At 68.6% G+C, this 13201-nt stretch carries 16 protein-coding genes and 1 pseudogene; 6 read left to right on the top strand and 11 right to left on the bottom strand.

Going from position 1 to position 13201, the window contains the following annotated elements; translation table 11 throughout:
* Nucleotides 1-237: 237 nt before the first annotated feature.
* The 3 genes from ACZ5WK_RS36640 to ACZ5WK_RS36630 form a co-directional block, all read right to left on the bottom strand.
* Nucleotides 238-1386, bottom strand: a complete 1149-nt coding sequence (locus tag ACZ5WK_RS36640) for a hypothetical protein (RefSeq protein WP_465554298.1) — start codon at nucleotides 1384-1386, stop codon at nucleotides 238-240.
* 341 nt (nucleotides 1387-1727) lie between these two features.
* A complete protein-coding gene (locus ACZ5WK_RS36635; protein ID WP_465554296.1) occupies nucleotides 1728-2051 on the bottom strand; it encodes a helix-turn-helix domain-containing protein in 324 nt (107 codons plus the stop codon).
* The gene (locus ACZ5WK_RS36630; RefSeq protein WP_465554294.1) at nucleotides 2051-3172 is read right to left on the bottom strand and encodes a tyrosine-type recombinase/integrase; all 1122 of its coding nucleotides are present in this window, start codon (nucleotides 3170-3172) and stop codon (nucleotides 2051-2053) included. The genes ACZ5WK_RS36635 and ACZ5WK_RS36630 overlap by 1 nt, the downstream gene beginning before the upstream one ends.
* A gap of 360 nt (nucleotides 3173-3532) precedes the next feature.
* On the opposite strand from ACZ5WK_RS36630, the gene ACZ5WK_RS36625 reads away from it, so the two are divergent.
* The 4 genes from ACZ5WK_RS36625 (at nucleotide 3533) to ACZ5WK_RS36610 (ending at nucleotide 7347) form a co-directional block, all read left to right on the top strand.
* Nucleotides 3533-4345 (top strand): DUF6042 family protein, encoded by an 813-nt coding sequence (locus ACZ5WK_RS36625; protein WP_465554292.1) that lies wholly within the window; start codon nucleotides 3533-3535, stop codon nucleotides 4343-4345.
* 213 nt (nucleotides 4346-4558) lie between these two features.
* Nucleotides 4559-6169, top strand: a complete 1611-nt coding sequence (locus ACZ5WK_RS36620; RefSeq protein WP_465554290.1) for a phosphotransferase family protein — start codon at nucleotides 4559-4561, stop codon at nucleotides 6167-6169.
* A gap of 259 nt (nucleotides 6170-6428) precedes the next feature.
* Nucleotides 6429-6611, top strand: a complete 183-nt coding sequence (locus ACZ5WK_RS36615) for a hypothetical protein (RefSeq protein ID WP_465554288.1) — start codon at nucleotides 6429-6431, stop codon at nucleotides 6609-6611.
* Between the two features lie 328 nt (nucleotides 6612-6939).
* Nucleotides 6940-7347: a barstar family protein gene (locus ACZ5WK_RS36610; RefSeq protein WP_465554286.1), complete on the top strand. Its 408-nt coding sequence runs from the start codon at nucleotides 6940-6942 to the stop codon at nucleotides 7345-7347.
* Between the two features lie 29 nt (nucleotides 7348-7376).
* Here the strand turns inward: ACZ5WK_RS36610 and ACZ5WK_RS36605 are convergent.
* Nucleotides 7377-8197, bottom strand: a protein-coding gene (locus ACZ5WK_RS36605) for an IS5 family transposase (RefSeq protein ID WP_465554284.1) whose coding sequence is annotated in 2 segments (ribosomal slippage) — nucleotides 7377-7858 and nucleotides 7858-8197 — 822 coding nt in all. Because the reading frame shifts where the segments join, the coding sequence is not laid out codon by codon here.
* Between the two features lie 71 nt (nucleotides 8198-8268).
* Here ACZ5WK_RS36605 and ACZ5WK_RS36600 point away from each other — a divergent pair.
* Nucleotides 8269-8505 (top strand): hypothetical protein, encoded by a 237-nt coding sequence (locus ACZ5WK_RS36600; protein WP_465554282.1) that lies wholly within the window; start codon nucleotides 8269-8271, stop codon nucleotides 8503-8505.
* A gap of 246 nt (nucleotides 8506-8751) precedes the next feature.
* Here the strand turns inward: ACZ5WK_RS36600 and ACZ5WK_RS36595 are convergent, their stop codons facing one another.
* From ACZ5WK_RS36595 to ACZ5WK_RS36565, 7 genes and pseudogenes are all read right to left on the bottom strand, one after another.
* Nucleotides 8752-9039, bottom strand: coding sequence for a hypothetical protein (locus tag ACZ5WK_RS36595; protein WP_465554280.1), 288 nt, complete (start codon nucleotides 9037-9039; stop codon nucleotides 8752-8754).
* A 33-nt stretch (nucleotides 9040-9072) separates the two neighbouring features.
* Complete coding sequence (locus tag ACZ5WK_RS36590; protein WP_465554354.1) at nucleotides 9073-9525, bottom strand: hypothetical protein; 453 nt, start codon at nucleotides 9523-9525, stop codon at nucleotides 9073-9075.
* A 47-nt stretch (nucleotides 9526-9572) separates the two neighbouring features.
* Nucleotides 9573-9788, bottom strand: a pseudogene (locus ACZ5WK_RS36585) (transposase); the annotation flags it as partial.
* A gap of 734 nt (nucleotides 9789-10522) precedes the next feature.
* Nucleotides 10523-10924 carry a hypothetical protein gene (locus tag ACZ5WK_RS36580; RefSeq protein WP_465554278.1) on the bottom strand — a complete coding sequence of 134 codons (402 nt, stop codon included), beginning with the start codon at nucleotides 10922-10924 and terminating at the stop codon, nucleotides 10523-10525.
* A gap of 58 nt (nucleotides 10925-10982) precedes the next feature.
* Nucleotides 10983-11276 carry a transposase gene (locus ACZ5WK_RS36575; protein ID WP_465554276.1) on the bottom strand — a complete coding sequence of 98 codons (294 nt, stop codon included), beginning with the start codon at nucleotides 11274-11276 and terminating at the stop codon, nucleotides 10983-10985.
* Nucleotides 11228-12001 carry a transposase gene (locus ACZ5WK_RS36570; RefSeq protein WP_465554274.1) on the bottom strand — a complete coding sequence of 258 codons (774 nt, stop codon included), beginning with the start codon at nucleotides 11999-12001 and terminating at the stop codon, nucleotides 11228-11230. The genes ACZ5WK_RS36575 and ACZ5WK_RS36570 overlap by 49 nt, the downstream gene beginning before the upstream one ends.
* 47 nt (nucleotides 12002-12048) lie before the next feature.
* Nucleotides 12049-12447, bottom strand: coding sequence for a hypothetical protein (locus ACZ5WK_RS36565; protein WP_465554272.1), 399 nt, complete (start codon nucleotides 12445-12447; stop codon nucleotides 12049-12051).
* 241 nt (nucleotides 12448-12688) lie between these two features.
* On the opposite strand from ACZ5WK_RS36565, the gene ACZ5WK_RS36560 reads away from it, so the two are divergent.
* Nucleotides 12689-13192 carry an allene oxide cyclase barrel-like domain-containing protein gene (locus ACZ5WK_RS36560; protein ID WP_465554270.1) on the top strand — a complete coding sequence of 168 codons (504 nt, stop codon included), beginning with the start codon at nucleotides 12689-12691 and terminating at the stop codon, nucleotides 13190-13192.
* Nucleotides 13193-13201 lie beyond the last annotated feature (9 nt).

Genomic DNA, 13201 nt, shown 5'->3' with positions numbered 1-13201 from the left:
AAGGGTTGATACATATGGCAGACAAACCCCCGTGGGACGCTGAGGGTGCCCCTGAACAAGACGGTCGACTGATACCCGTCGATCTTGAAGCGTCGCCAGAGCTCGACCTTGATCCCGAAGTATCGCCCGATCGTGATCAAGAACAAACTCAAGCGCAGTCTGGCAGTAGATCTCCTAGTCGGCGTGCTGCTCGGCGTCGGCCCAGCATTAGCGAGATGTTTTCCGACGCGTCGATCATTAATAGGTCGGCCTGACTAGAGCGGCCGTCGAGATTGCGTGGTCGCCTTGTGCATACCGACTCCACGGAGCTCCGACCTCGGTGGCGACGTATGCGGTGGTGGCCTCGGTGTAGCCGAGGGCCTTGGCGACGACCGGCGGCGGCGCGTGTTGAAGGTAGTGCCGAAGGGCTGTAACTCGGGCTGACCTGGGGGAGATCCCGGCCGCCTGTAGGTGTTCGCGGAGAGCGCCCGGGCTCATCGGCTGCCCGGCCTGGCGGCCTGGGAACAGCCAGTGGGCGCTTCGGGGACTGGCCCGGTGCAGCCGTCGCTCGGCGTTGAGGTGCGACCGGACGAGGTCGGCGACGGGCTCGGGCAGCAGGGATGGCGGATCGCCGAAGGCGATGGTGAGGGTGGAGCCGTCGTCGGAGATGTGGTCCGTGGTGAGCCGGACGAGCCGGGTGACGGGCTGGGCATAGAGCAGGACGAGGGCCGCCGCGATCCGGGTGCGGAGCGGCAGGCCGTCGTCCTGTAGGACGCGCCGCAGATCCGCTGCCCGCGCGGCGTGGTCGAGCGAGGCGTTCCTGCTGCCGACGGCCTGCGGCACGTGCCTCAACTTCGACATGTGGCCGCCGTCCGTGCACCAGCGCAGGAACGATGCTGCGGCGTGGTTCGAGTCGATGTGCCAGGCGTCCAGGTCCTCCTGGCGGCACCGGTCCGGCCTACGGCCCCGGCTGGCCAGCCAGGTGAGGAAGTCCCGGGCCTCGTTGAACTGCCGGCGGGCGTGGCTCGCCTGCGATGTTCCCAGGGGCCGCTTCTCTGCGGTCTCGCGAAGCTGGCGGAGCAGGCGCCAGGTGGCGAAGTGCTGCAGCAGCCGGTGGTGTTCGGGATCCGCGACGGCCGCGAGTTGTTCGGACAGCCATCGCTCGTAGAGGAAGATCTGTCGGTCCACGCGGGGAAGGACACCGCTGTCCATCAGCAGATCCCGTAGCAGCGTGGCTGTCCGCCAACCAGGCGCTTTCTGCAGACCCTCGTGGGACAGCGGGATCGTCCCGGCAGCCAGGGCTTGCAGAAGCTCGGTCGCGCCGCGGTTGCGGAGCCAGACCAGCCGACTGCGCGGACGGTCGGTGTCGCGCAGCACTTCGGCGACGGGCAGAAGATCCGGAGCCACCCGGCCTTCGGCGTCGCCGAGGAGGTAGACGAGTCGGTCGGCGAGCGTGCACCGCTCGCAGAGCCGGCCCCACAGGTCTCCCTCGAAACCGCAGCGGGCGCAGGTGAATACCTGGGCGATGCCAGCGCAGTCCCGGCAAATGGGCCGGCCCTTGCCGTCGCGGCCGGGCAGGAGCCGGTCGGTTTGGCAGCTTCGGCAGTGGCCGTAGGTGCGGACCGCGTGGCGGTAGCACGTGCGGCAGATCGACCCATCGGACCATCGGACCGACCGTGGCGCCCGCCGGCCGCAGCGGGAGCAGTTACAAGTTCGCCCCGGGCGGGGCGGTGGCTTCACCATCGGGGTCAGTTCTCGGTGAGCTTGACGCGCTTGGGCCGGCGGGCGGTCAAGTCGATCGGTGCCGACTCGCCGACGGCGCGCTTGGCCGAGAGGTTCTCTGCGGACGTGATGATCAGCTCGGCCGGGGTGCAGTCGAGGATGTCGCAGAACGCGGCCAGCAAGGGGAGGGACAGCCGCTCGGGCGTGCCGGAGACCAGGCGGTGGACCTGTGACGCGGACAGTGCGATCCCGCGCTCGGCCAGGTGTGGCATTAGCTCGGTGACGGTGAACATGCCGCGGGTGGCCATCAGTTCGCGCAGCCGCCAGAGGTAGGTGATCCGGCGGGCCATCAGGAGCTCCTGGCGGGCAGTAGCGCTGCCTCGATGCTGGCGTCGAGAGCGCGGCGCAGGGTGCGGGTGCGGAAGTCGGAGGAGACGCAACTGTAGATCGCGGTGGTGGAGGCGTACTCGTGGCCGACCTGCTGCTGGACGAAGAGCGGGTCGTAGCCGTCTTCGAGCAGGTGGGTGATGTACGACCTGCGCAAGGAGTGAAACTCCAGCGCCGGATCCAGGCCGAGCGCGTCGCGGTAGGCGGAGAAACGGGAGTCCAGGCGCTGGACGCAGACCCGCTGCCCTCGCTCGGACGGCCACAGGGCTGGCCCGCCGCAGTGCCGCATGCCGGGCCGGACCTCGCTGACCCACTCGTCCACGATGTCCGGGGTCCACCGCCAGACGGTGAGCACGCTGCGGCGCTTAGGTGGGGAACCCTTCTTCGCCTTGCCATAGCGCACCAGCAGGGTGCCGTACTCGCCGAACTCGCGGCCTTCGGGGTTCCGGCCGAAGTCGGTGAGGTCGAGCATCCGGGTCTCGTTGCGGCGCAGGCCATAGGCGTAGGCGGTCTTGAAGAGGGTGGCGTCGCGGAAGGCCGGGACCCAGCCCTTGCGGCCGTTGCTACGGACTCGCAGCACCTGGTCGTCGGCGTGGTCGAAGAACGCCTCCAGTTCGGGCCGGGTGAAGGCGCGCCGCTCGGGCTCGCCCTCGGCCTCGTCGCGGTGGGTGGCGGCGTTCCACTCGTAGACCACCTGGATCGGGTGGGTGCCGAACCTGCCCAGGCACTCCTCTGCCCAGCCGTAAGCGGGGTCGGTGAGGAAGTCGCAGAACTGCCGCACCGAGCCCTGGTAGTTCCGCAGGGTGCCGCGCACACAGCCGTGGATCGTACGGAGGTCGGCGGACCACTCGTCCAAGTGCTGCGGCGCCCAGTCCCAGGGCATGGTGTTCGCATGGTTGGCGAACGCCCGGACGCGGCGTTCCTGGTCCTCGACGTAGCCGACCGAGAGGTTGCGGGCGAGCTGCTGGTTGCGCCAGCCGGCCAGCATCGCATCGAAGACCTGCTCCTCCGGCCGCAGCATCGGCAACCCGCTGATCAGGTGCAGTTGCGCCGCTCCCGGCGGTGGATTCCCTGGCAGTGCCATCACTCTCCGCTCATCGCATCAGACGCGAGTTTTTCGCATCGGATGCGATGGCGAAGCGTTTCCCCAGCTCAGTCGCTCGATGGAGTGAAGGACAGGAGCGCGGCACTGCCGATGCGCTACCGTCAACAGAGCACCCCGCCGAGCCTGACGTGCCTGTTCAGCGGCCTCCAGAGCAGCGCGGGTGCGTCGCCGGTGCCGAGTGTCGCGTATTCGCATCGAATGCGATTGGCGACCTTCTCATAGATCGACCCTCAAATGAGGACCCGTATTCGCAGACGGGGGTAGCCGGTGCGGTCCGGGAGCGGGCCAGCGGCGGCGTAGCCTACAGCCAAACGGCATACCAACGATCTTGGGGGAGCCATGGCCGAGACGGTCTCGCTGATGGACTGGACGGACGACGAGATGGGCGGGGAGCACCTGCGCCGTACCGCCCGGGGAGGCTGGTCCCGGATCCGTCCCCAGGTGACGATGATGCTGCTCATCGGCGCCGCCATGGAGGGCGCACCCTTCACTCGCGAAGAGCTCGGCCCGTTCGTCGCCACGAAGGCTAACCCGACCGGCCTCCTCACCCACTCCTGCTGGGATACCGGCGACGAGTACGACGAAGAAACGGCCGCCGAAGCCGCAGAGGCCCTGCCCGGCCAGATCGCCGACGTCACCCGCTACGCCGCGCAGTACGGCCTGCCGCCGCTGGAGACCATCGACGACGTCATCACCCTGCTGGTGGCGGCGAAGGTGCTGCACGAGATCCCGGACGACGCCGGAGTGCTGCGCCTGCACCCGGCCAGCCCACTGCCGTTCCCGAGCGAGGTCCTGCCGCTGAGCGTCGAGGAGGAGCAGATTCAGCGCGAGCTGCGGATGAGCCTCATCTACTCCGAGGACTCGTTCGAGATCATCGCCCTGTTCGAACCTGACGGGCGCCGCATTGAGGAGGTCACCACCAGCCTGCAGCGTCTGGCCCGCGTCATCGACGGCGACCCCCACGATGCCCGCCAGGCGGTCCTGCTCCTGCTCGGCGAAGGCGATTTCACCGCCACCGAGGACGTCGCCGCGATCCCTGCGCACAAGGTCTTCCGGCTGCGCTGCGACTGGGAAAAGTTCGACCGCAGCCGCATCGCCATCCACGGCGTCAACGACGAAGGCCAGATCGTCGTGACCCTTCCGGAAGACTGACATACGTACCCCTGACGAGGACTGAGCCGCCGACCGGAAGCCGCTGCTACCAGCCGTCCATCGCCCGGTGTCCCCGGAGATGGCGTAGCGGCGGCAGGCGAGGATCTCCTCGGTGGTGATGCCGATGTCGTTGGCGACCCGGGCGAGGACCTCGACGGCCTGGCGGTCGCCGATGTAGGCGGGGACGGTCTCCAGGGCGAGGATGCCGATGCGGTGCTGGGCGGCGCGTTGCTGGGCGACCAGGTCGCGGCCGGCGCTCACGTGGCGGCGCCAGGCCTCGGTGGTGATGCCGTCCGGGGCTGGGCCGGTCTCCAGCTCGGCGGCCGGGACGTCGGGGCGGGCACGCACCTCGGCGATGGCTGCGGCGACGATCCCTGCGACCGCTCCGGCCGGGAGTACGGCGCCGCCGGCGGCCTGGTGGGCGTCGGCGAGGCGTTCGGCGATCAGGCCGGTGAGCTCCGCGGTGTGGCCCTTGAGGTCGACGACCGCGCGCACCGGCAGGACCAGGTCGGTGCTGTCCCACGCGTGGGACACCCCGAGCTCGCGCTGCACGGTGTCCTCGATCGCCTCGGCGACGGCAGCCAGGTCGAGCAGCCGGTACGCGGTCGAGCGGCCGATGTCGAACTCGGCGAGCGCGTACGCCGGCCACGACGGGTGCCCGAGCACGGTCCACACCCGGGCCTGGTGGGCGGCGCGGACCCGGCGGGCGAGGACCAGGACGGCGGCGCGGACGTCCTCGATCGCGGTGCGCAGCTGCTCGGTGAGTTCACGGGCGCGCGCCGCGTCGACCGGGCCGGCCTGCTCCTGGTCCTCGTCCATGTCCGGCTCATTCCCGTGCGGCCGGCTGGGGGAACCGCGTCGGCTGTAGCTAGTAGGAACGGTCGGGCGAGGATGCGCAGCTGCTGGTCGGCGATGGCGCCCATGGGGCCGGCGGTGCCGAGGTGGGCCACGATGGTGGTCTCGAACAGCTCCAGCATCGACTGGGCCTCGTGGACGGATTGCAGGGTGAGGCCGGCGTGCTTGCGCCGGTCGCCGTCCAGGGCGGGGATGCGGCCGGTGACCACGGCGCTGTGGATGCTCTCGGTGGTGTGGATGCGGTCGCGGTACTTGTCGCGCAGGAAGTCGACCATCGCCTGGGTGTCGTCCATCGCGTCATCGTGGCGCACCGCCTGCCGGAGCACACCCCTCGCGACAAGGGAAGTTTCCGCGGCTTCGCTCCCGTGTGCCGGTGCCGGGCACGAGAAGATGGGCACCATGGAGAACGAGGTACCGCTGCCCGGCGGGCGGATCACTCCCGGCGTCGTCCGGGTCGGCCGCACCGTCCGGCGACCGGCCACCGCGTCGTCAGCGTTCGTCGCCCAGTTGCTCGGTGAGCTCCAGCGGCAGGGCTTCACCGGTGCCCCACGCCATCTCGGGTTCGACGAGGCCGACCGCCAGATCCTCAGCTACCTCCCGGGTCGAGTGCCCGCCCGCTTCCAGCACTGGACCGACCCGCAGGTGAGCGCCGCCGGGTCCCTGCTCCGCGCCTTCCACGAGGCGACGCGCGGCAGCACCCTGGCCGGCCGGCATCCCGTGGTCTGCCATCACGACCCGGGGCCGAACAACACGGTGTTCTCGCACGACGGCGTTCCGGTCGCGTTCATCGACTTCGACACCGCCGCCCCCGGCGATCCCCTCGAAGACCTCGGCTACATGGCGTGGACCTGTTCTTCGCGCTCACCATGTCTCATGAGACATGGTGTCGATCACGAGCCAAGCGCTGGGCCTGGGAAGCACTGTCGCTCGCGAAGCCCCGAAGAACGGCGCGCCTCAACAGCTGCCTGACGCGGCTGGAGCGAACGCTTGAGATCGCGAGTCCACATCTCGCATGGGCGGCCCGCCGCGGGCAGAGGCCCGGTGTAGCCGCCGCATTATGGACAGTGGCGACCTTGAGGACGCCGAGCGCACCGAGGACATCCGAGCGCAGCCGGGCGGTGGAGCCGTTCGGCCAGGCCGCGCCGCGCCGGAACGCCATCCGGCCCGGCCGGGACGGCTGCCCGTTGTCCTGGTCGTGGTCGTCGTTGTCATCGGACGAGGCGGAGTGATGGCGTTCATCCTGCTCTTCAACGGCTCCGAGACCACCGTCAACCTGACCGGCAACGCGATCTCCGGCCGGGCGGGAACGGCGAAGGGGCGGCCCGAGCGCGGGCCACCCCTTTCATCGCTGTTCTGCCTTCCCTGGCAGGGGCACGATCAGCGCCTGTCCACACCGCACCGGCGGGGGTAAAGCCCATGACCCGGACCACCCGTTGGGATAGCGACCTCTGAGTACCCGTACTCATGTGCCGTACCCGAGTGGGCGGCACCCTGTCTGCATGACTGCCACTGGCCCCCGCAAGCCGAGTCGTGCAGGCGACATCGTGATCGCCGTCCTCTTACTGATCGTTTCAGAATGACGTGGTGGCCGGCTGGAAGGGACGGCGGGGGTGCGGGACTCATGGGGCAGCGGTGCAGTTGGCCCTCACTCTCGTTGGCGGGCTCGGGACGCTCGCCTCGGCGATGCGGTTGATCGTCGCGGTCCAGCTATCGTGGCAAATGCAATCTGGATGCCTTGGATGGGGAAAGTGGACCGCTACTGGACCGGCGAGGCGCCATGGGTGCACATCTTGGAGGAGGGAGCCCGGCGCTCTTCGTTCCCCTTGCCGCCGTCAGGGACCAGCTACGTGGCTTGGCTTGATGGTGCCGAGATGGGCGACGAGCAAGGACTCTTCGAACAGATGAGTGCCCGTCTGCGGTTTCCGGTCTACTTCGGCTGGAACTGGAACGCCCTCTCGGACTGCCTTCGCGACATGGGGTGGGCGCCCGCTGACCATTACCTGATCGTCATCGAGCGGTCGGCCCTCATGCTGCAGGAGCGCGCCGAGGATCGCGAGACAGTTCTCAAGATCCTTGAGAGGGCAGGTCGGCATTGGGGCCACAGCCTGGACCATCCGGGCAAGTCCTTCAATTCGCTGCTGCTGTAGGTGCGGACACCGAGGGCGGCACCTGGCGTCTACTGCCGGCTTGGGGCAGCCGTTCGAAGACGCCGCAGGCAGATGATCGAGCACGCGAGTTCAAGTAGTCCCTGGTGGAGGTCGGCGCGTCGCTCGTACCGGATGCGGAGCCGTTTGAACTGGTGCAGCCAGGCGAAGGCGCGCTCGACGACCCAACGCACCTTGCCGAGCCCAGAGCCGTGGGCGACGCCTCGGCGGGCGATCAACGGCGTGATGCCGCGCTTGCGCAGCAGGCGGCGGTACTTGTCGAAGTCGTAGCCCCGGTCGGCGTACAGGCGCCGCGGCTTGCGGCGGGGGCGTCCGCGCAGTCCCCGGATCGGCGGAACCGCGTCCAGCAGCGGCAGGAGCTGGGTGACGTCGTGGCGGTTGCCGCCGGTGAGCGTGACGGCGAGCGGCGTTCCGTGGCGGTCGACGATCAGGTGGTGCTTGGAGCCGGGGCGGGCGCGGTCGACCGGCGAGGGGCCGACGTGGGCCCCCCTTTGAGGGCTCGTATGTGCGATCCGTCCACGGCGCAGTCGTCCAGACCCAGCAGGTCGGCGCGGCGCAGCTCGGCCAGCAGGGCGGCGTGCAGGCGGGGCCAGACGCCGGCCTCGGTCCAGTCCCGCAGTCGGCGCCAGGCCGTCACCCCGGAGCAGCCCACTGTCTCGGCCGGGACATCGCGCCAGGCAACACCGGTCCGCAGCACGTACAGGACGCCGGCGAGAGCGGCCCGGTCGGGAACGCGCAGCCGTCCGGGGTGACGGTGGCGCCGCTCAGGAGCGGGCGGCAGCAACGGAGCCACACGCTCCCACAGGTCGTCCGGAACAAGATCAGCACGCACCCGGACACCATGCCGAACAAGATCAACCAGCACAAGACCAGCGGCTCAACTCATTCTGAAACGATCAGTTAGTGCTCATCGAGATCCCTCTCACCCTGGTCGCGTGGTATGCAGCCAGCTGGAACTGGATGGGGCAGCAAGAAGGTCGTACCCAGCATGAGGTCATGACCCTGATCGGCGGCGGCCTGTCCCTGTTCCTGATGGCAGCGGCTACGACAGCTGCCATGGTCCGCCGACCGGTCACCGCCACCGTTCAGGGACTGCTGCTGATCGCGCTGCTCCTCAGCGCCATGGCCGTGGCCACCTGACGGGGCGAGCCGCACCAACGCTGTCAGGTGGCCAGCCTCAGCGCGCCGGTACGTCGCGATCCTTGCTCCCCCAGGCAGGGCACGGTCTTGCTGAAGGGATCGCGTCCCCGGATCCACTGGCGCCTCCGCCCGGCGGCAGGGTGATGAAGAGCCGGTCTGATCATGTGAGGTTCGGATGGGAGGCCACCGACCGATGCGGCCACACGTCAGTGGAGTTGCGGGCGGCCAACGTCCCTTCCAGCCCGGCTACATAGCCCCACTTGCGAGACTTGGACCCTGCCATGTCGTCCTCGAATCGCTCATGGTGGGCCGCTCTGTCGGGGCCTGGCCGCCCACGGCCTCGAACTCGTTGATCAGGTCGTCCGTGTACTGGAGGTACTCGTAGGTGGTTTCTGGATTCGCGTGACCGAGTCTTCGGCTGACGATCAGCAGCGGGTTGTGCCGGATGTGTCCGGTCAAGTACGACCGGTGCCGCCGGCGGCGCGCCTGCTGGTCCGGCTCCTCGCCGTCCGTGATGTTCTCCAGATAGGTCAAAAGCCGCAGAGCGTAGGTGTGCCTTAGGTCGTGTCAGCGCCAGCGTCGAGCCGGCAGCAGTGGCGTGGTTCGGTCGGCGAGGTTCGTCATGCGTGTCCAGGCCCGGTGGCGGTAGCCCTTCCAGGCGTCCGCCCCCGGCATCAGACCGCCGCGGCAGACGAACAAGGTCAGGGCCTCCAAGCCGAGCTCGCCCTCGTAGACGGTGATCCGCCGCAGCTTGGCGTCCATGGCCGACATCTGGAACTCGCGCATGACACCGTCCAGGACGCCCTTCACCCGGCCGCCGACGACATCGACCTCTCCCACCACGAACAGGTCGCGGGCTTTGCGCTCCAGGATCCGGGCCGCCCTGCGGGCGATGTCCGGACGCTCGAGCAGGCAGAACAGGTCGGCGGACGCGACGGCGTCCTCGGGAACGTAGACGGACCGGGCTTTGCCGTACTTCGCGCAAGCCTGGACCGTGTACTCGGCCGCCCCGCCCGGCATCCCCGGCCAGAGCCCGACTCCAGCTCCAGCTCACGCACCTGCTTACGCAGCCGGCGCAGCTCCTCGCGCTCCGCCGCCGTCATCGGGCCCTCATCGCCCGTACCAGACGCGCCGGCAGCCGCCCGGGAGCGCTGGACCCACTGGCGCAGCGATTCGGGGTTGACGCCCAGCTCGCGCGCCACCGACGGGATCCGCCGCCCGCTGGACTCCACCAGCGCGACCGCGTCCCGCTTGAACTCCCCCGAGTACCTCGCAGCACCCATGAGGACATCCTCTCCACGGACCCGAAGATCCGCTTCTCAGAAGTGTCCACAACTCGGGGTAAAGCCCACTGTGACTGTGCACCGTAGATGGCCAGAGTTTTCCCGCTACTTGGCCACCGGAGCCGACTTTCTGGGCGCCCGTGGTGTCCGCTGTCGCGGCCGCCTGGCCAAGCAGGCCTGCGCGGTGGTGGCGGCCTCCGAAGGCAGCCTGGCAGCCACGGCCGCTGAACGGCGTGCCCCGGCCGCCCGGTCGGGGCACGCGCGGGTGCGGGCTACTCCCCGGACACCTGCCGGAGCACCACCATGGCTTCCTTGGCCAGCACCTTCAACTCCCTGGTGATGGGATCACCCTCCTTGGCCCCGTCGACGGCGGTCACAAGAGCCCGAGTAGGGGGACTACTGAGGAATCCGAGGTTCTCTGTCTGACTCGTCCCGGACAATGCCTGGCTGGGGTCGTTCTGTGGCACGGCTTGGTTCCTTCCGTATGGGGACTATCTGGGAGGCCACTTCCCTCGCAGGACTGGTGTAGTCGCAAGTTCACTCTGACGGGGGTTCTTGTCGATTGTTTGCTGGTGTGAAGCTGGTCGGCCCGGTCGGCCAGGTCCTTCCGAGGGCCCTTCTCCGACCTACGACGAACCCGTCGTACCGCAGGCGGTCTCTGGGGAAAGCCTGTCAGCGGACACGGCAGACTGGCTCTGGCGCGAGTTCCGTGATTTGGTGCGCTGGCCGACCTCCTACGAGTCCCGCGCGACGGTGACGTCGACGGCATGTGCGTGCTCAACGGCATCGTCTACGTCGACGCGCACACGGTGGACGCCTGGTCCCAGCAGGCTGGTCGCGAATCGGCTTTGCCCCATGACGTCCCCGACGACGAGCCTTCCGTCGGGCAGCATGAGCGGCCCGTCGAACACGGTGGTGAACCCGAGGCCGGGGCCGGTGACGCTTTCGGCGTCGGCATGGAAGATCCGCACTCTGACCAGGGAAGTTTGTGGCTGTACTCGCACGACCAAGTGGGTCTCACAGGCTGCAGCTGGCCGACCGCCGAGCGCGAGGGATGCTGGGATCCACTCTGAGGATCCCAGCGCGATGACCGGGTGGTTCACGTACAGGTCGAGCCCGGCGATCTGCACGGACATCCCTTTCCTCGTCCATTACGACAGTCAGCTCCGGAGAGTACAGAACGGCGCTGACACCTCATCTCGAGAGAAGGACACGCTTCCGGAGGAGGTCGAGCTTCGCTCGGCCGAACATCTGGCGCTTGAGCATCTTGATGCGGTTCACGTGACCTTCGACCGCGCCGGAGCTGTAGCTGAGGGTGAGGCCGGCCATGACCGCGTCCCAGTCCTTGCGCAGGCCGGTGGCGAAGCGTCGCAGTTCGGGCAGGGTGCTGGCTTCGGCGTCTGAAGTCCACTGTTCGAGTTCTTCCTGGCCGCGCCGGTTCAGGAGGATTGACGCGAATCGGGCGATGAGATCGCAGGCGTCATCCACTCGCGGCAGAGGTTGCGGAGTTCCTTCAGGAGGACTCGGTCGGCCTCGGGGCGGTTGTCGGGATGGGTGAGGATCAGCCTGGTGACTTCGCGGGCCTTGGGGGCCGGCGGTCGGGTGCTCGGCTTGGCGTTGTCGCGCAGACGGTGGATGAAGCGACGGACGGTCCGTTCACTGACGGTCAGGCCGCGCTGGGCGAGTTCGCGGTGGAGACGGTCGGCGCTGGTGCAGCCCTCGTTGAACCGGGCGATCAGGTAGGCGGCATGACCGTCCAGACTGGTCTGCCGACCGCCGGTCGGCCCCGCGCCTACGAGCTCGTCGGCGGTGGTTGCCCGCATGAACTTCCGTGTCGTCTTCGCGTCCAGGCCCAGCTCGGCGACGATCTGGCTGTGCCCCATGCCCTTGGCCATCTTCTCCGGTGCGGGCGGAGCCCACTGTGGGCGCAGGCGGGTGACCAGCCGCTCGGCTGCCTCGCCGAGGTTCGTCCATAGGTGAAACCTGTCCGCGACCTGCGTCGCAGTGCCGGCGCCGCGGTCTGCGCCGTCGGCGTAGTAGCGGGCGCGGTCGCGGCAGACGACCTCGACGCCAGGGTGTTCGGTAAGCCAGTCGGCCAGGGCGTCGGCGGACCGGTCCGGTAACACCTCGACCGGGCGGCGGGCCTCGATATCGATCAGTACTGTGCCGTAGTGGTGGCCCTTGCGCAGGGCGAAGTCGTCAACGCCGAGCACGCGAATCTGCCCGGTCAGGGGGTCCGGCAGTGCGCGGACCAGGCGTATCAGGGCGTCCCGGCCGCTCCCTCCGGGGCGGGGAGGATCGCGGTGAGCTCAGGCCAGTACAGCCCCGGACCCGTGCGGTCCTGATCCGTGCTGGCCAGGACCGCATCAGGGCTGCCCGGGTGGACCAGGAAGTAGTCCGTGCTCGCGCACTCCTCGCCGCTGTTGTAGTGCACGACGATCGAGAACCCGTCCCCCAGCGGGACCGTGAACATCGGCCAAGCCGACTTGTCGTGCAGGCGTTCCAGCATGGCGCCGGCATCACCGGCGTCCACGCCGAAGGTCTCCGGCGACTCGCCCTCGCACAGGTCGACCAGGTGCGCGGCCCAGAATCCGGGCTCGCCCAGCAGCGGGAGGCCGACAACGGGAGCCGAGGAGTACCAGTGCCGTGCCATCGCCATGCCGTGATTCTGGCGTACGAAGATCAGCTCTGTTCGACCGCCCCACGCTCCACCCGGCCACCAACTTGACGGCTTGGCACCGCATGACAGGCTGCCCGGCCGGCGCTCCTGTCCGTTTCACCTGGATGGTAGGTGCCGGTCGCGCGGCCACGCGATCTACCTGAGGCTGATCCTGGAAATCGGTTACACCACATGACACATGGTCAGTGGACCCTTTCCTTGGCCCTACAGGAGACACAGCGTGAGTCACTTCAAGCATGTCAGTCTGAGCGCGGCAGCCGGACTGGCTGCCCTCCTTGTCTGCTCTTCCCCGGCGTCGGCTTCGAGCAGTACCGGCCCCGCGCCCGAGCCCGGGGCGAAGGACTTCGTGCAGCTGGTCGCGAGGCAGACCCAGATCAGCAACATCGATGTGGACCAGTCGTCCGGGCCCAGCCAAGGGGACGAAATCGTCGTCAGTGGGGATCTCATCTCCGGCAGCGCACCGGTCGGCAACTTCGGCGAGGTCTGCACAATCACCCGAACCGCCCCCCTTGACGAGTTCGACCTCCAGTGCGCGGGCTCCCTGTCCCTGCTCCAGGGGCAGATCACCTTCCAGGGAAGGTTCACCGTCACCGCTGCCGGCCCCGGCGACATCAACTTCGCGATCACCGGAGGCACGGGGTCCTTCCGCACCGCCCGCGGTTACATCCACGCCGATAACGTCAACGCCACGGATACGGCGCTCACTATCCACCTCATCCACTGACAGCAAGTG

This window comes from Kitasatospora sp. NPDC032757, assembly GCF_055579305.1.
This window is presented reverse-complemented; position numbering and strand designations above follow the sequence as displayed.

Excerpts from the sequence above, each read along its gene's own strand:
- ACZ5WK_RS36635 (WP_465554296.1), bottom strand. The coding sequence starts at position 2,051 with ATGGCCCGCCGGATCACCTACCTCTGGCGGCTGCGCGAACTGATGGCC.
- ACZ5WK_RS36580 (WP_465554278.1), bottom strand. The coding sequence starts at position 10,924 with ATGTCCGTGCAGATCGCCGGGCTCGACCTGTACGTGAACCACCCGGTC.
- ACZ5WK_RS36625 (WP_465554292.1), top strand. The coding sequence starts at position 3,533 with ATGGCCGAGACGGTCTCGCTGATGGACTGGACGGACGACGAGATGGGC.
- ACZ5WK_RS36615 (WP_465554288.1), top strand. The coding sequence starts at position 6,429 with ATGGCGTTCATCCTGCTCTTCAACGGCTCCGAGACCACCGTCAACCTG.
- ACZ5WK_RS36630 (WP_465554294.1), bottom strand. The coding sequence starts at position 3,172 with ATGGCACTGCCAGGGAATCCACCGCCGGGAGCGGCGCAACTGCACCTG.
- ACZ5WK_RS36590 (WP_465554354.1), bottom strand. The coding sequence starts at position 9,525 with ATGCCGGGCGGGGCGGCCGAGTACACGGTCCAGGCTTGCGCGAAGTAC.
- ACZ5WK_RS36565 (WP_465554272.1), bottom strand. The coding sequence starts at position 12,447 with ATGGCGATGGCACGGCACTGGTACTCCTCGGCTCCCGTTGTCGGCCTC.
- ACZ5WK_RS36610 (WP_465554286.1), top strand. The coding sequence starts at position 6,940 with ATGGGGAAAGTGGACCGCTACTGGACCGGCGAGGCGCCATGGGTGCAC.